Annotated in this window: 16 protein-coding genes; 9 read left to right on the top strand and 7 right to left on the bottom strand. The window is 63.2% G+C overall.

The window, feature by feature from the left end:
* The first annotated feature begins 2 nt into the window (after positions 1–2).
* Entirely contained in the window at positions 3–1,106 is a 1,104-nt protein-coding gene (locus AC2CGW_RS23950) for a polyamine ABC transporter substrate-binding protein (RefSeq protein ID WP_484574707.1), read from the top strand.
* Positions 1,107–1,192: 86 nt separating this feature from the next.
* Here the strand turns inward: AC2CGW_RS23950 and pdxR are convergent, their stop codons facing one another.
* Complete coding sequence (gene pdxR, locus AC2CGW_RS23955) at positions 1,193–2,719, bottom strand: MocR-like pyridoxine biosynthesis transcription factor PdxR (protein WP_484574708.1); 1,527 nt, start codon at positions 2,717–2,719, stop codon at positions 1,193–1,195.
* A gap of 89 nt (positions 2,720–2,808) precedes the next feature.
* Between pdxR and AC2CGW_RS23960 the strand changes: the two genes are divergently transcribed.
* Genes AC2CGW_RS23960 through AC2CGW_RS23970 form a run of 3 tightly spaced genes read left to right on the top strand, consistent with a single transcriptional unit; the run spans position 2,809 to position 4,569 of the window.
* A complete protein-coding gene (locus AC2CGW_RS23960) occupies positions 2,809–3,438 on the top strand; it encodes an FMN-binding negative transcriptional regulator (protein WP_186670120.1) in 630 nt (209 codons plus the stop codon).
* A gap of 11 nt (positions 3,439–3,449) precedes the next feature.
* Positions 3,450–3,896 (top strand): GNAT family N-acetyltransferase, encoded by a 447-nt coding sequence (locus tag AC2CGW_RS23965; protein ID WP_186670122.1) that lies wholly within the window; start codon positions 3,450–3,452, stop codon positions 3,894–3,896.
* Positions 3,897–3,903: 7 nt separating this feature from the next.
* The gene (locus AC2CGW_RS23970) at positions 3,904–4,569 is read left to right on the top strand and encodes a GNAT family N-acetyltransferase (protein WP_484574709.1); all 666 of its coding nucleotides are present in this window, start codon (positions 3,904–3,906) and stop codon (positions 4,567–4,569) included.
* Positions 4,570–4,737: 168 nt separating this feature from the next.
* Here AC2CGW_RS23970 and oadA read toward each other — a convergent pair whose 3' ends face one another.
* Positions 4,738–6,546: a sodium-extruding oxaloacetate decarboxylase subunit alpha gene (oadA, locus tag AC2CGW_RS23975; protein ID WP_484574710.1), complete on the bottom strand. Its 1,809-nt coding sequence runs from the start codon at positions 6,544–6,546 to the stop codon at positions 4,738–4,740.
* A gap of 11 nt (positions 6,547–6,557) precedes the next feature.
* Entirely contained in the window at positions 6,558–7,973 is a 1,416-nt protein-coding gene (locus AC2CGW_RS23980) for an acetyl-CoA carboxylase biotin carboxylase subunit (protein ID WP_054892975.1), read from the bottom strand.
* 189 nt (positions 7,974–8,162) lie between these two features.
* Here AC2CGW_RS23980 and AC2CGW_RS23985 point away from each other — a divergent pair, with 189 nt between their 5' ends.
* Entirely contained in the window at positions 8,163–9,125 is a 963-nt protein-coding gene (locus AC2CGW_RS23985; RefSeq protein ID WP_186710112.1) for a LysR family transcriptional regulator, read from the top strand.
* Here AC2CGW_RS23985 and AC2CGW_RS23990 read toward each other — a convergent pair.
* Both AC2CGW_RS23990 and hexR read right to left on the bottom strand, forming a co-directional pair.
* Positions 9,067–9,285 (bottom strand): PA3496 family putative envelope integrity protein, encoded by a 219-nt coding sequence (locus tag AC2CGW_RS23990; RefSeq protein WP_238348354.1) that lies wholly within the window; start codon positions 9,283–9,285, stop codon positions 9,067–9,069. The two genes, AC2CGW_RS23985 and AC2CGW_RS23990, sit on opposite strands and share 59 nt — an antisense overlap.
* Positions 9,286–9,442: 157 nt before the next feature.
* Positions 9,443–10,309 carry a transcriptional regulator HexR gene (gene hexR / locus AC2CGW_RS23995; RefSeq protein WP_003253273.1) on the bottom strand — a complete coding sequence of 289 codons (867 nt, stop codon included), beginning with the start codon at positions 10,307–10,309 and terminating at the stop codon, positions 9,443–9,445.
* 104 nt (positions 10,310–10,413) lie between these two features.
* Here hexR and zwf point away from each other — a divergent pair, with 104 nt between their 5' ends.
* Positions 10,414–11,856, top strand: coding sequence for a glucose-6-phosphate dehydrogenase (gene zwf / locus AC2CGW_RS24000; RefSeq protein ID WP_186721160.1), 1,443 nt, complete (start codon positions 10,414–10,416; stop codon positions 11,854–11,856).
* Between the two features lie 37 nt (positions 11,857–11,893).
* On the opposite strand, the gene AC2CGW_RS24005 is transcribed toward zwf, so the two are convergent.
* Positions 11,894–14,758: a putative bifunctional diguanylate cyclase/phosphodiesterase gene (locus AC2CGW_RS24005; protein ID WP_484574711.1), complete on the bottom strand. Its 2,865-nt coding sequence runs from the start codon at positions 14,756–14,758 to the stop codon at positions 11,894–11,896.
* 142 nt (positions 14,759–14,900) lie between these two features.
* On the opposite strand from AC2CGW_RS24005, the gene uvrD reads away from it, so the two are divergent.
* The 3 genes from uvrD to AC2CGW_RS24020 all read left to right on the top strand — a co-directional run bounded on the left by uvrD (position 14,901) and on the right by AC2CGW_RS24020 (position 18,624).
* A complete protein-coding gene (uvrD, locus tag AC2CGW_RS24010; RefSeq protein ID WP_186670132.1) occupies positions 14,901–17,084 on the top strand; it encodes a DNA helicase II in 2,184 nt (727 codons plus the stop codon).
* Between the two features lie 165 nt (positions 17,085–17,249).
* The gene (locus AC2CGW_RS24015; RefSeq protein ID WP_186710115.1) at positions 17,250–18,101 is read left to right on the top strand and encodes a Tim44 domain-containing protein; all 852 of its coding nucleotides are present in this window, start codon (positions 17,250–17,252) and stop codon (positions 18,099–18,101) included.
* Between the two features lie 115 nt (positions 18,102–18,216).
* Positions 18,217–18,624 carry an SMI1/KNR4 family protein gene (locus AC2CGW_RS24020; RefSeq protein WP_186670143.1) on the top strand — a complete coding sequence of 136 codons (408 nt, stop codon included), beginning with the start codon at positions 18,217–18,219 and terminating at the stop codon, positions 18,622–18,624.
* Between the two features lie 134 nt (positions 18,625–18,758).
* Here AC2CGW_RS24020 and AC2CGW_RS24025 read toward each other — a convergent pair whose 3' ends face one another.
* Positions 18,759–20,519 carry a cation:proton antiporter gene (locus AC2CGW_RS24025; RefSeq protein ID WP_186670145.1) on the bottom strand — a complete coding sequence of 587 codons (1,761 nt, stop codon included), beginning with the start codon at positions 20,517–20,519 and terminating at the stop codon, positions 18,759–18,761.
* Positions 20,520–20,680: the final 161 nt, after the last annotated feature.

The raw sequence follows: 20,680 nt of genomic DNA on the forward strand, positions 1-20,680 counted from the left end.
TCATGCGTCCACTCAAGCGTCTGCTCGCCCCGCTCGTTGCTGCCGGCCTGCTGGCCGGTGGCGTTCAGGCCCATGCCGAACAACGCACCCTGCGGGTGTACAACTGGTTCGACTACATCACCCCGCAGACCCTGGTCGATTTCCAGAAGGATGCCCAGGTCAAGCTGATCTACGACATCTTCGACACCAACGAAGCACTGGAAGCCAAGCTGCTGACCGGCAACTCCGGCTATGACGTGGTCGTGCCCTCAAACGTGTTCCTCGCCAAGCAGATCGAGGCCGGGGTCTTCCAGCCCCTGGACCGCAGCAAGCTGCCGAACTGGCAGCACCTGGACCCAACGCTGATGAAGCTGATCGAGGCCAACGATCCGGGCAACAAGTTCGCCGTGCCCTACATGTACGGCACCATCCTGATCGGCTTCAACCCGGCCAAGGTGAAGGCCGCGCTGGGTGACGACGCGCCGGTGGACAGCTGGGACCTAATCTTCAAGGAAGAGAACATCGCCAAGCTCAAGCAGTGCGGCGTGGCGCTGCTCGACTCGCCGTCGGAAATCCTGCCGCTGGCCCTGCAGTACCTGGGCCTGTCGCCCAACAGCGACAAGCCTGAGGACTACAAGAAGGGCGAGGCGCTGCTGATGAAGATCCGCCCGCACGTCACCTACTTCCATTCCTCGAAGTACATGGCCGATATCGCCAACGGCGACATCTGCGTGGCAGTGGGCTACTCGGGCAGCTTCTCGCAGGCCGCCAACCGTGCGCGCGAAGCCAAGAATGGCGTGGTGGTGGACATGCGCCTGCCCAAGGAAGGTGCGCCGATCTGGTTCGACATGCTGGCCATTCCGAAAAATGCAGCGAACCCGGACGACGCCCACACCTTCATAAACTACCTGTTGCGCCCCGAGGTGATCGCGCCGATCAGCGACTTCGTCGGCTACCCCAACCCGAACAAGGACGCGACCGAAAAGGTCAGCCCACAGATTCGCAACAACCCGAACCTGTACCCGACGGCTGAGGCGATGACCACGCTGTATACCCTCAAGCCGCTGAGCAAGGAAGCCGAACGGGCAAGGACCCGGGCCTGGACGCGGATCAAGTCCGGCACCTGAGTCGCCTGCTTCGCGGGCAAGCCCGCTCCTACAAAGAGCCTGTAGGAGCGGGCTTGCCCGCGAAACAGACAGCCCGGTCCAACGTCTTACCGCCAAGCCCTGCGCAATCGCATCAGCGCCTCGGCGATCTCCGCCTCGGGCACCGCCGCAAACCCCAGCACCAGCCCCGCACGCTTATCCACAGGCACCTGGCTGTCTTCCAGCCAGTAGGCGCTCAGTGGGTGCACCTCCACCCCCACCGCCTCAGCCCTGGCCACCAGCACCTGCTCGCGCGCGAAGTTATCCACATCCACTTTCACATGCAGCCCCGCCGCCACTTCCGGCATTGCGCCCAGCCCCGGCACATCCAGCGGCCAGCCGGCCTTGAGCACATTGCGCCGCGCCAGCGCCGCCCGGCGCATGCGGCGGATATGCCGCTGGAAGTGCCCCTGGGCCATGAACTGCGCCATCACGCACTGCGTACCGACTTCGGAATGCCGCACCGCCAATGCCCGCCCCTGGCTGAAGGCTTGCACCAGCCGCGGCGGCAGCACCAGGTAACCCAGGCGCAAGGCGGGGAAGGCGATCTTGCCGAAGGTGCCGATGTAGATCACCCGCTGCTGGCGATCCAGTGCCGCAAGGGGCGCCAGCGGTGCGCCGCTGTAGCGGTACTCGCCGTCGTAGTCGTCCTCGATGATCCAGCCATCCTGGCGTTCGGCCCAGGCCAGCAACGACAGGCGCCGCGCCAGGCTCATGGTGACGCCGGTCGGATACTGGTGCGCAGGCGTCACGTAGGCCAGGCGGCAGTCGCGCAACCGGGCAAGCTGCTCGCATACCAGCCCTTCGTCGTCTATCGCCACACCGCGCACCTTCGCTCCGGCCAGGGCAAAGGCATGCCCGGCGGCGCGATAGCCCGGGTTTTCCACAGCCACCTCCTCGCCCGGCTGCAGCAGCAGCTGTGCACAAAGGCTGATGGCCTGCTGTGCACCACTGGTGATCACAATTTGTTCAGCGGTGCACGAAAGCCCTCGCGAGCGACGCATGTAGGCCGCGATCAGCTCGCGCAGCACAGGCTCACCGGCCGGGTCGCCATAGCCGAGCAGCGCAGGATCGGGATCACGCCAGAAACCCGCTTGCAGCTTGGCCCAGACCTCGAACGGAAACAGATCGAACGCCGGAATACCGACCCGAAAAGCCCTCGGAGCGCCCGTCCTGGGCGGTGAAAGATGGTGGGATTTCAAGCGCTCCAAGGGTGCGCTCGAGCGCGTTGAACTGGATAAATCCTCAGTATCATCAGGTAAAAATGTGGATAACCCTGTTGATAACCCCCTGGATAACCTTGTTGATAACTGTGTGGATAGTTTCGGCAGCTGGCTCACGTAAGTGCCATCCCCGACCCGGCTTTCGATGAAGCCTTCGGCGTACAACTGGTCGTAGGCGCGCACCACGCTGTTGCGCGACAGCGCCAGCATCGAAGCCAGGTCACGGGTGGCCGGCAGCCGCGTGCCACTGCTCAGCCGCCCGTCCAGCACTCGCGCGCGCAGCGCCTGGTAGAGCTGCTGGCTGAGGCCACGGCGGCGGTCGAGCACGATGCCGGCGGGGTCGAAAGGCAAAACGAGGGGACGCTCACTCATGGCATTGGACCTGTCAAATCGGCTGCAAATGGCTCTTACCCAGAACCAATAGCCTGCCTAGGATGGGGTCATCAAACAAGGACTTCGCCATGTACAACGCCAAGCCTCACCAGGAACACGACCTCCAACGCCTGCACCAGCAGATGCTGCAGACGCGCCTTGCCACGCTGGTCAGCCACGGCGAACACGGCCTGCTGGCGACCCACCTGCCAGTGCTGGTGGACACTCACGAAGGCGAGTTCGGTACGGTCTACGGCCATCTGGCACGCGCCAACCGCCAGTGGCAGGACCTGGAGCGAGGCGGCGAAGCCCTGCTGGTTTTCCAGGGTGCCGATGCCTACGTGAGCCCCGGCTACTACCCGAGCAAACTGGAGAACCCGAAAGTGGTACCCACGTGGAACTACGTCGCGGTGCATGCCCATGGGCCGGTCGAGGTCATCCATGACCCGGTGCCCCTGCTGGAGATCGTCAGCCGCCTGACCGACCTGCATGAACAAAGCCGCGCCGCCCCCTGGAAAGTCGCCGACGCTCCTGCCGACTACATCGACGGCATGCTCCGCGCCATCGTCGGCATCCGCCTGCCCATCACCCGCATCCAGGGTGCCCGCAAGCTCAGCCAGAACCGCAGCGCCGACGATGTGCAGGGCGTGCGCGAAGGCCTGGCCAGCAGCCCCGACCCGCTCGACAACCAACTCGCGACGCAGATGCGTTCGCTCTGAAGGAAACCACCATGTCCAACGTCACCCTGCGCCCGGTCACTCTCGAAGACCACGCCGCCTGGCTGCCCCTCTGGCAGGCCTACCTGCGCTTCTACCAGACCACGCTCGCCGACGAGGTCACCGCCACGACCTGGCAGCGCCTGCTCGACCCCAGCGAACCCACCCACTCGGCCTTGGCCTGGGTCGATGGCAAGGCGGTGGGGATGGTCAACTACATCTATCATCGTTCCAACTGGAGCATCGAGAACTCCTGCTACCTGCAGGACCTCTACGTCGACGGCGAGCAGCGCGGCCTGGGCATCGGCCGCCAGCTGATCGAACACGTCTACGCCACCGCCAAGGCCGCCGGCTGCATCAAGGTGCACTGGCTGACCCACGAGACCAACGCCACGGCCATCAGCCTGTACGAGCAAGTCGCCGAGCGCCCGGGCTTCATTCAATTTCGCAAAGCACTGTAGGCCGACCATGACCCTGAACTGGAAACCCGCCGCAACACCGGACGCCTCCCCCCTCGATGGCCGTTTCATCAGCCTGGAAAAACTCGACCCGGCGCGCCATGGCGACGACCTGTGGGAGGTCCTGCAAGGCCCGGGTTCGGACCCGGTGCTGTGGGACTACCTGCCCTACGGCCCGTTTACCGAGCGCGCCGCCTTCGACCGCTGGCTGCAAGGCAACGCAGCCAGCCGCGACCCACTGTTCTATAGCGTCATCGACAAACGCAACGGGCAGGTGCAGGGCATCCTCAGCTACATGTCGATCGTCCCCGAGCAGGGACGCTTCGAAATCGGCCATATCGCCTTTGGCGCGGCCATGCAGCGTACGCCCAAGGGCACCGAGGCGGTGTACCTGCTGAGCAAGCTCGGCTTCGAGCTGGGCAACCGGCGCCTGGAATGGAAATGCAACAACGCCAACGCGCGCTCCAAGCGCGCCGCAGAGCGGTTCGGCTTCATCTTCGAAGGCGTATTCCGCCAGCACATGGTGGTGAAAGACCAGAACCGCGACACGGCTTGGTATTCGATCACCGACGGGGAGTGGCCAGCGGTGGCGACAGGGTTCGAGCGCTGGTTGAGCGAAGAGAACCAGCGGCCTGACGGGCAGGTGAAGACCCTGGAGGCGTGCCGCCAGGCCTGACGCAATCGCGGGGCAAGCCCGCTCCCACAGATACCCCGCTGCCCATGAAAACAGCGGGGTACCTGTGGGAGCGGGCTTGCCCCGCGATTGGGCCCTGAAACCCAATACAAAAAAAGGGGAGCAACCGCTCCCCATGAGGTAAACCGCTTGTCAGTCGAAGGCTGTCGCTCAGCCTTCGATCTCGATCAGGATCTCGCCAGGGGTCACCCGGTCGCCCTTGGCCACATGAATGGCAACGACCTTGCCGGTGATGGCCGCCTGGACTTCGGTCTCCATCTTCATCGCCTCGGTGATCAGCACCGCTTGCCCCGCCTTCACCACATCGCCCTCCTTGACCAGCACATCGACGATGTTGCCCGGCATGGTGGTGCTGACGTGACCTGGCGCACTGGCCTGCTTGCGCTTGCTGCTGCCACCGCCGACGAAATCGTTGAGCGGCTCGAACACCACTTCTTCCGGCATGCCGTCGATGGACAGGTAGAAGTGACGCTTGCCTTCGGCCTTGACGCCCACGCCGGTGATGTCGACGCGGTAGGTCTCGCCGTGCACGTCGATGACGAACTCGGTCGGTACTCCCTCGCCGCCTACGGAGGTTGCAGCGCCGGCTTCCGGGATCGGCAGCAAGGCTTCGGGCTTGAGGGTTCCGGCTTCACGCTCTTCGAGGAACTTGCGCCCGATGTCCGGGAACATGGCGAAGGTCAGCACGTCTTCCTCGCTGTGCGCCAGGCTGCCGATCTCGGCACGCAGCTTGGCCATCTCCGGCTTGAGCAGGTCGGCCGGACGCACATCGATGACTTCTTCGCTGCCGATCGCCTGGCGGCGCAGCTTCTCGTCGACCACACCTGGCGCCTTGCCGTAGCCGCCCTGCAGGTACAGCTTCACCTCGTTGGTGATGGTCTTGTAGCGCTCACCGGCCAGTACGTTGAAGAACGCCTGGGTGCCGACGATCTGCGAAGTCGGGGTCACCAGCGGCGGGAAGCCGAGGTCTTCACGTACCCGCGGGATCTCCGCCAGCACTTCGTTCATGCGGTTGAGGGCGCCCTGCTCCTTGAGCTGGTTGGCCAGGTTGGAAATCATCCCGCCCGGCACCTGGTTGACCTGCACGCGGGTATCCACGGCGGTGAACTCGCTCTCGAACTGATGGTACTTCTTGCGCACGGCGTAGAAGTACAGGCCGATCTCCTGCAGCAGCTCCAGGTCCAGCCCGGTGTCGAACTCGCTGCCCTTGAGCGCGGCGACCATCGACTCGGTGCCCGGGTGGCTGGTGCCCCAGGCGAAGCTGGAGATGGCGGTGTCGATGTGGTCGGCACCGTTTTCCACCGCCTTGAGCTGGCACATGGCGGCCAGGCCTGCGGTGTCGTGGGAGTGGATGAACACCGGCAGCGATTGCTCGGCCTTCAGCGCCTTGACCAGCTCGCCTGTGGCGTATGGCGTCAGCAGGCCGGCCATGTCCTTGATCGCCACCGAGTCGCAACCCATGGCTTCCATCTGCTTGGCCTGGTTCACGAAGGCCTCGATGGTGTGCACGGGGCTGGTGGTGTAGGCAATGGTGCCCTGGGCGTGCTTGCCGGCGGCCTTCACCGCTTCGATGGCCACGCGCAGGTTACGCACATCGTTCATGGCGTCGAAGATGCGGAATACGTCGATACCATTGACCGCAGCCTTGGCCACGAAAGCCTTGACCACATCATCGCTGTAATGGCGGTAGCCCAGCAGGTTCTGGCCGCGCAGCAGCATCTGCAGACGGGTGTTGGGCAGTGCCGCACGCAGTTGGCGCAGACGCTCCCACGGGTCTTCCTTGAGGAAGCGCACGCAGGCGTCGAAGGTCGCACCGCCCCAGACTTCGAGCGACCAGTAGCCGACCTTGTCGAGCTTTTCGCAGATCGGCAGCATGTCTTCGGTGCGCATGCGGGTGGCCAGCAGGGACTGGTGGGCGTCGCGCAGGATCGTGTCGGTTACATGGATTTTCTTGGACATTGTTGAATTCCTCACAGGCCTGCGTGGGCGGCGATGGCGGCGGCGATGGCCAGGGCCAGCTCTTCGGGTTTGCGCTTGATCGAGTAGTTGGTCAGTTCCGGATGGCTTTCCACGAAGCTGGTATTGAACTGGCCGCTACGGAATTCCGGGTTGCGCAGGATTTCCTGGTAGTACGCCGCGGTGGTCTTGACCCCCTGCAGGCGCATGTCATCCAGGGCTCGCAGGCCGCGGTCCATGGCTTCTTCCCAGGTCAGCGCCCAGACCACCAGTTTCAGGCACATGGAGTCGTAGAACGGCGGAATGGTGTAGCCGGTATAGATTGCCGTGTCGGTACGTACGCCCGGCCCCCCGGGGGCGTAGTAGCGGGTGATCTTGCCGAAGCTGGGCAGGAAATTGTTCTTCGGGTCTTCGGCGTTGATCCGGAACTGCAACGCGTAGCCGCGATGCTGGATGTCTTCCTGTTTGACCGACAGCGGCAGGCCCGAGGCGATGCGAATCTGCTCACGCACGATATCGATGCCGGTGATTTCCTCGGTGATGGTGTGTTCCACCTGCACCCGGGTGTTCATCTCCATGAAGTACACCTCGCCATCGGCGAGCAGGAACTCCACGGTACCGGCGTTCTCGTAGTTGACCGCCTTGGCGGCGCGTACGGCCAGGTCGCCGATGTAGGCGCGCTGTTCCGGCGTCAGCTGCGGGCTCGGGGCGATTTCGATGAGCTTCTGGTTGCGGCGCTGGATCGAGCAGTCGCGCTCGAACAGATGCACCACGTTGCCGAAGCTGTCACCGAGAATCTGCGCCTCGATGTGTTTGGGGTTGACGATGCATTTCTCGAGAAACACCTCGGCGGAACCGAATGCCTTGGTGGCTTCGGAAATCACCCGGGGGAAGTTCTGTTCCAGCTCCTCGCGGCTGTTGCAGCGGCGAATACCACGCCCGCCGCCACCGGAGGTGGCCTTGAGCATCACCGGATAACCGATGCGCTCGCCTTCGCTCAGGGCCTCGTGGATGTCGGCCACGTTGCCTTCGGTTCCTGGGGTCACCGGGACACCGGCCTGGATCATGGTGCGGCGCGCTTCGGTCTTGTCGCCCATGCGGCGAATGACCTCGGCAGCAGGACCGATGAACTTGATGCCACGTTCGGCGCAGATTTCTGCAAGTTCTGCGTTTTCCGACAGGAAACCGTAGCCCGGATGCAGGGCGTCACAGCCGGTTTCCACAGCAAGGTTCACCAGCTTGCGCGGGTTCAGGTAACCGGCCAGAGGCTCGGCACCAATGCTGTAGGCCTCGTCGGCGCGCTTGACGTGCAAGGCGTGACGGTCGGCGTCGGAAAAGATCGCGACAGAGCGAATGCCCATTTCGGCGCAGGCACGCACGATCCGAACTGCGATTTCACCCCGGTTGGCGATCAGGATTTTTTTTATCACTGGAGTCTTCCCAAAGCCGTAGGAACAGACGATCCGGTTACACCGGTCGGCGCGTGACCAGACGTCGCTGGCCAGTCGCACATTCAAACTAGCGCTACCGGTTGATAAACAAAAATCAATATTTGTTAGAGGCTGTATTAGCAAAAGCTTATAGTGAGGTAACAAGGTTTTGCCGGAGCCTGGGGATAAATGCGTAAGTCCTTGATGCGTATGACTTTGCGTCAGCTACAGATCTTTAACGAAGTGTGTGATTTGCGCTCGTACAGCCGCGCAGCGGAAGAGATGGCGCTTACGCAACCCGCCGTAAGTCTACAGATCCGCCAGCTCGAAGAGCTGGTCGGCCAGCCGCTGTTCGAGTACGTCGGCAAAAAGCTCTACCTGACCGAAGCGGCCGAGGCACTGCAACGTGCCAGCCGCGACATCTTCGGGCGCCTGGAAAACCTCGACATGCAGCTGTCGGACATGCAGGGCTCACTTCAGGGGCAATTGAAGCTGGCGATCGAATCCAGTGCGAAGTACTTCGTGCCACACCTGTTCGCCGCCTTCAAGCAACGACACCCGGAGGTCAACCTCACCCTCACGGTGGTCAATCGCGCCCAGGCGATTCGACGCCTGTCCGACAACCGCGACGACCTGATCATCATGTCGATGGTGCCGCAGGACATGGGGCTGGAGTTCCTGCCATTCCTGAATAACCCGATCATCGCGGTGGCACCACCGGAACACCCGTTGTGCAAGCTCGAACGCTTGCGCCTGCAGGATCTGGAGCCTCATACCCTGCTCATCCGCGAACAAGGCTCGGGCACGCGCAAAGCCTGCGAGGAGTACTTCAAGGACAAGCGCGTGCACTTCACCCAGACCCTGGAAGTGGCCTCGGCCGACGCCCAGCGCGAGTGCGTGATCGCAGGCTTGGGCATCGCCCTGCTGACTCGCCATGCAGTGAACATGGAACTGGCCACCGGGATGCTCAGGGAGTTGCCTGTCGAGGAGCTGCCGCTGTACCGCAGCTGGTGCGTGGTGCAGTCCAAGGCCAAGCGGCAATCGCCGGTGGCCTTGGCGTTTCTGGCATTCATTCGCAGCGAACGTGCGAAGATCAGCGGGCTTGTGGAGCGATTTTCTGGGAAGCTGCCGACGCCACCTGCCACACCGTGATGTCTTGCAGCTCCGGGTAGTCGGCGAGATCGCGCAAGAGTTGGCGCTGGTCGCAGTAGCTTTCGATCGCGCGACGATATTCCATGCGTCGCTGATCCTTTTCAGCCTGCTTGCGAGCTTTGGCGCTGGGTTGGTACGAACCGAAGTGATCGTTTGCCATTGCCTGTCTCCCAGATCGAGTGCGGGAGTTTCAGGGTGGCTTCGGGGTTTTACGGTTTGGCTGAGAAATGGTGACAGAATCGTGAATTTTCATTGCCCGTACCGGCCCTTTCGCGGGTAAACCCGCTCCCAAAGAGGCCGGTGCGGTAGCAGTGCAATCAGTCGTCGGTAGCCTTGATCGACTTGGGCGACAAACGCAGGCTGCGCAAGCTGCGCTTGACGCTCTTGAGGTGGTTGACCAGGCTCGGCCCACGCGCCATGGCCACACCCATGGCCAGCACGTCGATCACCACCAGGTGGGCGATCCGCGAGGTCAGCGGGGTGTAGATCTCGGTGTCTTCGTGCACGTCGATCGCCAGGTTGACGGTCGACAGTTCCGCCAGTGGCGTCTGGCTGGGGCACAGGGTGATGAGGTTGGCGCCGCTTTCACGCACCAGGTTGGCGGTGATCAGCAAATCCTTCGAGCGCCCCGACTGCGAGATGCACACGGCGACATCACCCGGCTTGAGGGTCACCGCCGACATCGCCTGCATGTGCGGGTCGGAATAGGCCGCGGCACTGAGCAGCAGGCGGAAGAACTTGTGCTGGGCATCGGCGGCGACCGCGCCGGAAGCCCCGAAGCCGTAGAATTCCACGCGCTGCGCCTGGGCCATGGCACTCACCGCCTGCTGCAGCGCCTGCGGGTCGAGGTGCTCGCGCACTTCCATCAGCGTGTGCAAGGTGGTGTCGAAAATCTTCAGGCTGTAGTCGGCGACCGAGTCGTCTTCATGGATGGCGAACTGGCCGAAGCTGGCGCCCGCCGCCAGGCTTTGCGCCAGCTTGAGCTTGAGGTCCTGGAAGCCCGAACAACCGATGGCGCGGCAGAAACGCACGATGGTCGGCTCGCTGATACCAACACTGTGGGCAAGATCGGCCATCGAGCTGTGCATGACGGCAGCCGGATCGAGCAGCACGTGGTCGGCCACTTTCAGTTCCGATTTGCGCAGCAGGTGGCGCGATTGAGCGATATGTTGCAACAGATTCACAGGCTGGACTCGGTTATGATCGGCTGGCCGGGATGTAGCTATCTTGTAGTTATACTACATGACCGGCTGACCGCCCAGCTAAACGAACATGGGAGAGTGGTGGCTTGAGTATCCCTTGCGACATTCTGGTTTTCGGCGGCACGGGCGACCTGGCCCTGCACAAGCTGCTGCCGGCGCTCTATCAGCTCTACCGCGAGGGTCGCCTGCACAACGCCGTGCGGATCATCGCCCTGGCCCGCCGCCCCCTGCCGCGCAACGACTACCTCAAGCTCAGCGAGCGTCATTGCAGGGCGCAGATTGCCCGCAACGACTTCGACGAGGAGGTCTGGCAGCGCTTCTCGGCACGCCTGGACTACTTCGCCATGGATGCCTCCCAGGGTGCCGACTTCGGACGCCTGGCCCGCTACCTTGGCGAGCCCGGTGGCCTGACCCGAATCTTCTACCTCGCCACCGCCCCCAACCTGTTCGTGTCCATCGCCAACAACCTGCGCCTGGCCGGCCTTGCCGACAACGAAGCGCGCATCGTGCTGGAGAAACCCATCGGCCATTCGCTGGAGTCGGCCACGGCGATCAACGAAGCCATCGGCGCGGTATTCGACGAGTCCCAGGTCTTTCGCATCGATCACTACCTGGGCAAGGAGACAGTGCAGAACCTCATGGCCCTGCGCTTCGCCAATGCCTTGCTGGAGCCTGTATGGCGCAACAGCCAGGTCGATCATGTGCAGATCAGCGTCTGCGAAACCCTCGGGGTCGAGAACCGCGGCGCCTACTACGAGCGCGCCGGCGCTACCCGCGACATGCTGCAGAACCATCTGCTGCAACTGCTCTGCCTGGTGGCGATGGAGCCGCCGGCGCAGTTCGAGGCCGAGGCGGTCCGCGACGAGAAGGTGAAGATCCTTCGTGCGCTGCGCCCGATCACCGGCCAGGATGTGCAGGACAAGACCGTGCGCGGCCAGTACAGCGCCGGCAAGATCGGCGGCCAGGAAGTGCCGGCCTACTACTTCGAGAAAGATGTCGACAACGACAGCGACACCGAAACCTTCGTCGCCGTGCAGGCCCATATCGAGAACTGGCGCTGGGCCGGCGTGCCGTTCTACCTGCGCACCGGCAAGCGCATGGCACGGCGCTCGTCGCAGATCGTCATCCAGTTCAAACCGGTGCCCCACGAGTTGTTCGCGGGCGGCCAGGTCAACCAGTTGCTGATCCAGTTGCAGCCCGACGAGCACATCAGCCTGCGCATGATGACCAAGAGCCCCGGCCGCGGCATGCGCCTGGCGCCAGTCGAACTGGACCTGAACCTGGCCCAGGCCTTCGCCCAGACCCGCCGCTGGGAAGCCTACGAGCGCCTGCTGCTGGATGTACTGGATGGTGACTCGACACTGTTCATGCGCCGCGACGAAGTGGAGGCCGCGTGGGCCTGGATCGACCCTATCCTCAAGGGCTGGGAAGAACACTTCCAGGCACCGCGGACCTATCCGGCAGGCAGCAATGGGCCAGAGCAGGCCAACAGCCTCCTGGCGCATCAGGGCCGACACTGGCACCTCTGACCATCCCCTGCCCCGGCACTTGCCGCCGGGGCGCAGGTCATCCCCGCGAGCGCTCCAGCAACGCCTTGAACGCTGCGGCATCGATCGGTCGACTGATCAGGTAACCCTGAGCCTCGTCGCACCCCTGTTCACGCAGGAATGCCAGCTGCTCCTGGGTTTCCACGCCCTCTGCCACCACCTCCAGCCCCAGGCTCTTGGCCATGGCGATGATCGCCCGGATGATCGCGGCATCCTGGCTGCCCTCCTGCAGACCCCGAATGAACGCCTGGTCGATCTTCACGTAGTCCACCGGAAAGCGCTTGAGGTAACTCAGCGATGAGTAGCCGGTCCCGAAATCATCGATCGCCAGCTTCACGCCCAATGCGTGCAGTTGCTGGAAGGTGGCGATGATGTGCTCGACATTGTCGAGCAACTGGCTCTCGGTCAGTTCCAGCTCCAGCAGGTGCGGTGCCAGCCCGGTCTCCTGCAGCACCTGGCGCACCAGGCTGACCACCTTGCCCTGGCGCAACTGGTAGACCGACAGGTTGACCGAAACACGGATCTCTCTGCCCTGGCGCAGCCATTCGCAGGCCTGCCAGCACGCCTGACGCAGGACGAACTCACCCATCGGCGCGATCAACCCGGTTTCTTCGGCCAGCCCGATGAACTCGCCCGGCGGCACCATGCCCCACTGCGGATGCTGCCAGCGCACCAGCGCCTCGGCGGCATGCAGACGGCCGGAACGCAGGCACAGCTTGGGCTGGTAGTAGACTCGCAACTGGTTCTCGTCGAGAGCCTTGCGCAGATCGTTCTCCAGTTGCAGGCGCTCCAGGGTGCTGGCACGCAGGCTTTCGGTATAGAACTGGAAACTGTCGCCCCCCAGGTGCTTGGCATGTTGCTTGGCCATGTCGGCCTGGCTGACCAGGGCGTTGAGGTCGAAAGTGGCCTCCGACAACACACTGATGCCCACCGATGCACTGATCACCACCTCATGACCGCCCACCCGCTGTGGCACCCGCAGCTTGTCGAGCAGCCGTGTGGTGACCCGCACCAGGCTGGAAAGATTGCTGTAGCCATCGAACAGCACGGCGAACTCGTCGCCGGAGATTCGCGCCACGGTGTCGGCCTCCGGCACCGCATTGGCCAGGCGCTGGGCCATTTTCTTCAGTAACTGGTCGGCCAGCTCATGCCCCAGGCTTTCATTGAGCAGCTTGAAACGGTCCAGGTCGACATGCAGCAGCGCCAGGCTACGGCCGTTCAGGCGCACACGCTGCACCGCCTCGTGCAGGCGCAGGCGGAACAGTGCGCGGTTGGCAAGGCCTGTGAGGTCATCGTAGTGGGCCAGGTAGCGCAGGCGCTCCTCCGACTCGCGGCGCGCCGACAGGTCCGTGAAGAACGCCACGATATTGCTGATATTGCCCCGCCCATCGCGCACGCCATTGAGCTGCAGCCATTGCGGGTAAAGCTCGCCATTGCTGCGCGCCTCGACCAGCTCGCCCTGCCAGCGCCCCTGCTGCTCAAGGGCCTGGAGAATCGACTGGCTGTGCCGGCGAGCGTCGCGGCTGCACGGCAGCTCCAGCAGGTCACGCAGGATCAGGTCTTCGCGCCCGTAACCGGTGAGATCGCAGAACCGCTGGTTGACCGCCAGCAACTGGTAGTGCGCATCGAGGATGGCGATGCCTTCACTCGCCGCTTCGAACACGGTGGCAGCCAGCCGTTGCTGCTCTTCCTGCTCCTTCTGTGCGGTGATGTCGCGGCGGGTGCCCAGCATGCGCAGGACCTTGCCGTCGGCATCACGCTCGACCGCCCGCCCCCGATCCTCGATCCAGCACCAGCGGCCTTGCGTGTGGCGTACCCGGTATTCGACGCGATAGTCGCCGCTGCGGCCCTTGAGGTGCTCGACCAGTGTGCGCCGCAGCAGCGGCAGATCGTCGGGATGCAGGCGCGGCTTGAGGTCGGCAAGCACCGAGCGCACTTGTCCAGGCTCCAGGCCGAACAAGGCATGCAACTGAGTGTGATGGACTTCGTCGGTTTGCAGGTCCCAGTCCCACAGCCCCAGCTCGCTGGCCTCCAGCGCCAGGGCCAGGCGCTGCTCGCTGGCGCCCAGGGCCTGGGTGGCAAGCGCCAGCTCACGGCTTCGCTCGCTCACCCGCAGCTCAAGGCCGGCCTGAGCCTGGCGCAATTGCTCTTCGGCATGACGACGGTGGCGGATCTCTGCACTCAGGGCCTGGTTCAGTTGCTCGCCATGGCGTTGCGCACCCTGCAGATGCTCGATCAGTGCCTGGTTCTGGAAGCGTCGGAGCAGACCGCGCTCGATCAGACGATTGACCTGCCAGGCCACTACCATCAGGGCGCCGAGCAGGATAAGGCCAAGCCAGCCCCAGCCGCGCTGCAATCCGTCCTGATAGAAGAACAGAAATCCGATCGGCGGCAACAGGCCGGGTAACACGAAGCTGAGAAAGGCCGGCAGGCTGACCGCATAGGCGACGCTCGCCGAAAGCGCCGCTGCGCCCAGCAGGCCGAATACCCAGGCCTGCTGGACGAAACTGTCCACCGGCACCAGCGCGAGTGCAGCACAGGCAAGCGTCAGGCCACTGAAGGCCGACCCACCCAGGAACATCCGCCACCAGGTCGGCTTGGCCTGGCGCGCCGGCGTGGCCGCATCGAAAGCCGCCACCTGGATCACCCGCAAGGCCACCAGCGCCAGCAACCAGACCATCCACACGCCGACCAGCAGGTAGCGGGCAGGACTCCACAGCAGCCAGGCGCAAAGCAGGCCGTTGAGCAACATGAACAGGGTGGGCAGCAACGAGCCCTGGTAAAGCAGGCGGGTCCGCTCGATGGAGAGCTGGGTTGCGAATTGCCTGCGAACGCTCCTTGTCGATTCGGGTGATGCGTCGATCACCATGCAATTCTGGGTCATATGGCAGTGTTCTTATAATGGTCAGCCGCGAACGTGCACGGAGCATACACAAGCGCAAGGCCAGGCCAAACTGCTGTATGTCATGATTTCACAAATGCCCGAGCATTTGCCCGCAGCCCCCGCGCCAACCTAGAATGGCCGGATGCACACTGATGACCTCTCCCTACTGCTCAACTCCCTCAACGATGCCCAACGCCAGGCCGTAGCAGCCCCGCGTGGGCGTCAACTGGTGCTCGCTGGCGCCGGCTCCGGCAAGACCCGCGTGCTGGTGCACCGCATCGCCTGGCTGATCCAGGTCGAGCAGGCCTCGCCGCATTCGATTCTGTCGGTGACCTTCACCAACAAGGCCGCCGCGGAGATGCGTCACCGTATCGAACAGTTGCTGGGCATCAACCCGGCTGGCATGTGGGTCGGCACCTTCCACGGCCTGGCCCACCGCCTGCTGCGCGCCCACTGGCAGGAAGCGCGCCTGGCGCAGAATTTCCAGATCCTCGACGGCGACGATCAGCAGCGGCTGATCAAGCGTGTCATCCGCGAGATGGGCCTGGATGAGCAGCGCTGGCCGGCACGCCAGGCCCAGTGGTTCATCAACGGGCAAAAAGACGAAGGCCTGCGCCCGCAGCACATCCAGGCCAGCGGCGACCTGTTCCTGGCCACCATGCGCGGCATCTACGAAGCCTACGAACAGGCCTGCGAGCGCGCCGGGGTCATCGACTTCTCCGAACTGCTGCTGCGCGCCCTCGACCTGTGGCGCGACCACCCCGGCCTGCTCGAGCACTATCAGCGCCGCTTCCGCCACCTGCTGGTGGACGAATTCCAGGACACCAACGCCGTGCAGTACGCCTGGCTGCGCCTGCTGGCCGGCGGTGGCGAAAGCCTGATGGCGGTGGGCGACGACGACCAGTCGATCTATGGCTGGCGCGGCGCGAAGATCGAGAACATCCATCAATACACCGCCGACTTCCCCGACGCCGAGCTGATCCGCCTGGAGCAGAACTACCGCTCCACCAGTGGCATCCTCAAGGCTGCCAACGCCCTGATCGCCAATAACAGCGGGCGCCTGGGCAAGGAGCTGTGGACCGACCTGGGCGAAGGCGAACCCCTCACCCTGTACGCGGCATACAACGAGCACGACGAAGCACGCTACGTGGTCGAAAGCATCGAGCGCATCATCAAGGACGGCAATTCGCGCAGCGACATCGCCATCCTCTATCGCTCCAACGCCCAGTCGCGAGTGCTCGAAGAAGCCCTGCTGCGTGAGCGCATCCCCTACCGCATCTATGGTGGCCAGCGCTTCTTCGAACGCGCCGAAATCAAGAACGCCATGGCCTACCTGCGTCTGCTCGAAGGCCGCGGCAACGATGCTGCACTCGAGCGGGTGATCAACGTGCCGCCGCGCGGCATCGGCGAGAAGACGGTCGAAGCCATCCGCGAACATGCCCGCCACAGCCAGCTGTCGATGTGGGATGCGATGTGCCAGCTGCTCGCCGCCAAAGCGCTCAAAGGCCGTGCTGCCAGCGCCCTGGGCGGCTTCATCGAGTTGATGGAGAACCTTGCGACCAAGGTCACGGAGATGCCGCTGCACACCATGACCCAGACCGTCATCGAGCAGTCCGGGCTGATCATCTACCACCAGGAAGAAAAGGGTGAAAAAGGCCAAGCCCGTGTAGAGAACCTTGAGGAACTGGTCAGCGCTGCGCGCAACTTCGAATCCAGTGAAGAAGACGCCGACCTTTCGCCGCTGTCGGCATTCCTCGGCCACGCCTCGCTGGAAGCCGGCGACGCCCAGGCAGACGAGCACGAAGACAGTGTGCAGCTGATGACCCTGCACAGCGCCAAGGGCCTGGAATTCCCCTACGTGTTCCTGGTCGGCATGGAAGAAGGCCTGTTCCCGCACAAGATGAGCCTGGAAGAGCCTGGTCGTCTTGAAGAGGAGCGCCGCCTGGCCTATGTCGGGATCACCCGCGCGATGCGCCAGCTGATCATGACCTACGCCGAGACCCGGCGCCTCTATGGCAGCGAGACGTACAACAAGGTGTCGCGTTTCGTACGGGAAATCCCGGCAGGCCTGGTTCAGGAAGTGCGCTTGTCCAATTCGGTCAGCCGTCCTTTCGGCGGTGCGCAGACCCAGGCCAGCAGCCTGTTCGCCAACGCCAGCATCCCGCAGACCGCCTTCAGCCTCGGCCAACGCGTGCAACACTCGGTGTTCGGTGAAGGGGTCATCCTCAACTTCGAAGGGTCCGGGGCACAGGCACGCGTGCAGGTGAACTTCGACGAAGGCAGCAAGTGGCTGATGCTGGGGTATGCCAAGCTGGAAGCGCTCTGAGGACGAGTCGCTCGTGACTCGTCCCGCGATGCTCTTTCAGACACCAGATTCAGACGCTGCCTACACGCTCAGGCAAAAGCTCGAAACATTCTTGCGCTAGCCATGTCTCCTAGATCATGTGCACCATGACGCGCGTGCAATCCACAAAACGGGAAATCCCATCTTATGCAACGTTTTCTTAGCATCGCACTGGCGCTCTGCGTCGGCCTGACGCTGAGCCTCGACGCCAACGCCAAGCGCTTCGGCGGCGGCAAGAGCTCGGGCGCTGCGCCTATGCACCAGACCCGCCAGGCCTCCCCTACCACGCCTGCCGCCGCGCCGACCGCTCCAGGCCGCGCTCCGGCCGCTGCCAGCGGTGCTTCGCGCTGGCTGGGCCCACTGGCCGGCCTCGCCGCCGGTGGCCTGCTCGCCTCCATGTTCATGGGCGATGGCTTCCAGGGCATGCAGATCCTCGACTTCCTGATCATGGGCCTGATCGCCTTCCTGGTCTTCCGCTTCATCGCTGCGCGCCGTCGCCAGCAGCAGCCGCAAGCTGCCGCAGCCGCCGGTCACGCCCCTTACCAGCGTGAAGTGCCGCAACAGCCTGCGCAATCGATCTTCGGTGGTTCGGCCGCACCTGTCGCCGCTGCGCCGGTCATCAACGCCCCGGCCTGGTTCAACGAGCAGAGCTTCCTGGCCGCTGCCCGCAACCACTTCCAGACGCTGCAACAGCACTGGGATGCGAACGAGATGGACAAGATCGCCGAGTTCGTCACCCCGCAAATGCTCGAGTTCCTCAAGCGTGAGCGTGCCGAGCAAGGTGATGGCTTCCAGTCCACCTACATCGACGACCTCGATGTGCAACTGGAAGGCGTCGACGACCGTGCCGACAAGACCATCGCCACCCTGACCTTCCGTGGCGTATCGAAGAACTCGCGCTTCGATCAGGGCGAGGCGTTCAGCGAAAGCTGGCACATGGAGCGTGCACAGGGCGAGAACCAGCCCTGGATGCTCGCCGGTATCCGCCAGAACGGCTGATTCTGACGCGCTTCACAGAAAAACCCCGGGCCTGTCCCGGGGTTTTTGCTTTTGCCATACTGGGCTACTAGGGTATAACGCGAAGCGTTGTCATCAAGGTAAGAGGAAGTGAACTGTGGAAGAAGTGATCGAACAACTCCGTGAAGCCAATGAGCCAGTACCGGTGCCCCTGGAGCTTCCCGACGAAGACCAACTGGTCGAAATCGAAGAACAGCTGTTCATCAACATTCCGTTCGTTTTCAAAGAATTCCTGCTGACCGTCAGCGACGTGGTCTATGGATCCCTCGAACCGGTCACTGTCACCGACCCGCAGTCGCACACCTACCTGCCTGATGTTGCCGCCAATGCCTGGGATGCCGGCGTACCACGCGACCTGATCCCCCTTTGCCAGGACGGCGACAATTACTACTGCGTCGAGGAAGACGGGACGGTGGTGCTGTGGGATGGCGATGACGAGATCGTTGCCGAGGAAAGCTGGGAGTCGGTGTGGCACTGGGCGCGGGACGTCTGGCTGGAAAGCTGAACCCGAACACGAAAAATAATGGCATATCGCCATTAACTACTCGTAGAATCGCCAGGCTTTCTGCGCCTGGCGACATCGTTACCGCCTGATCCCCTCGGACTACCATGAAGTCTTGTGCAGGGAGCGATTACTCCTCAATGCGAGTGATCGCGGCTGTTCTCCAACGTTTCCAGCAGGGCGATCTGCATGCGCGTATGCACGCGCACGAACCAACGCCACAACAGCGCAACCACCACGGCCGCGACCACGGCGATGACCAGCAACAGCTCGTTGGTCGGCAGGATGCTCGCCGACAGTGCCGATAGCAGCAGGAAGATCACCAGCAGCGACAACAGCGGAATCACTTCGGCAATCACGCGGCGCACGCGCTGGGTGTGACGCCCGGCCATCTCCGGCTTGACGCCCATCTCCGCCAACAGCATCGACAGCGCCTTGAGCTTGCGATAAGCGGCGATCAGGAACGGCAGAGACAACAGCAATGCCGCGCCCCAGATCACTGCCTTCTGCTGCCCCACATCACCGATCCATTCGCTCAGCCACGTGCCGATGCGTACCGCGAAGTAACCACCGCTGAAGAAGATCGCAATCACCAGTGCCAGGTTCACCCCCACTTGCAGCAGGATGCGCCGGATCATCGCCGCCAGCATCGCACCCTCGCCTTGAGGCTGAATGTTGCGCAACCACTCGCCATACAACGACAGCACCCGCGACAGGCGTTGCGGCACCACCTTGCCCAGGCGAATCGACAGGGGGTCCGCGGCGCGGATCAGGTAAGGCGTGAGCAAGGTGGTGATGGCCGAGACCGCCACTGCGACCGGGTAGAGGAAGTCGCTGGTGACCTGCAAGGTCATGCCCAACGCAGCGATGATGAAGGAGAATTCGCCAATCTGTGAAAGCCCCATCCCCACACGCAGTGAGGTGCGCCCATCGTTACCGGCAATGAAGGCGCCCATGCCGCAGGAGAGCATCTTGCCCAACACTACAGCCAGGGTGATCACCACGATCGGCCAGGCGTAGTCGATCAACACCTGCGGATCGATCATCAGGCCAATGGCGACGAAGAAGATGGCACTGAACAGGTCGCGTACCGGTTCGATCAGGCGCTCGATCTTCAGCAACTGGCGCGATTCAGCCATGATCGCACCGATCAGGAAGGCGCCCAGCACCATGCTGTACTCGAGCTTCACCACCAGCAGGCAGAAGCCGAAGCACAGCCCCAGCACCGTAATCAGCAACATCTCGTTGCTCTCGAACTTCGCCACGTAGGCCAGCAGCCGCGGCACCAGCAGGATGCCGATGACCAACGCCACGATCATGAACAGCGACAGCTTGCCGACGGTGGAGAACACCTCGCCGGAACTGACCGAACCGCTGACCGCGATGCCTGAAAGCAGCGCAATGATGCCGATGCCAAGGATGTCCTCGACGATCAGCACGCCGAAGATCAGTTGCGCGAACCGCTCGTTCTTCATCTTCAGGTCGTTGAGCGCCTTGACGATGATCGTCGTCGAGGAAATCGCCAGGATGGCGCCGAGGAACAGCGAGTCCATGGTGTTCCAGCCGAACCAGCGGCCGATCTCGAAGCCGATCCAGATCATCAGCACGATTTCGAGGAAGGCGGCGATGAAGGCAGTCGCCCCCACCTTGAACAGCTTGCGCAGGCTGAACTCCAGGCCCAGGCAGAACATCAGGAAGATCACCCCGAGCTCGGCCAGGGTCTTGATGGTGTCTTCGTCGTGGATGAGGCCGAACGGCGGCGTGTGCGGGCCAATGATGAATCCGGCGACGATGTAGCCCAGCACCACCGGTTGGCGCAGCCTGTGGAAAAGAATGGTTACCACCCCTGCGACCAGCATGATCACGGCCAGATCCTGGATGAAACTGATGGCATGCATGGCGTGGCACTCCTTTTCTCTACGCACGGGGGGCAGACCGCTCCTCTGCCAGGCATCCCCGATCGAGCAGCTAGTACAGATTGTGTTGAAGGGTGGAACACCCATGTTGCATGGGCGTACTCAGGGTAACATCGCGTCCGCTCGTCAAACGCCGGTGCAAT

The sequence above is a fragment of the Pseudomonas sp. SYWMCR5 genome, assembly GCF_057197165.1.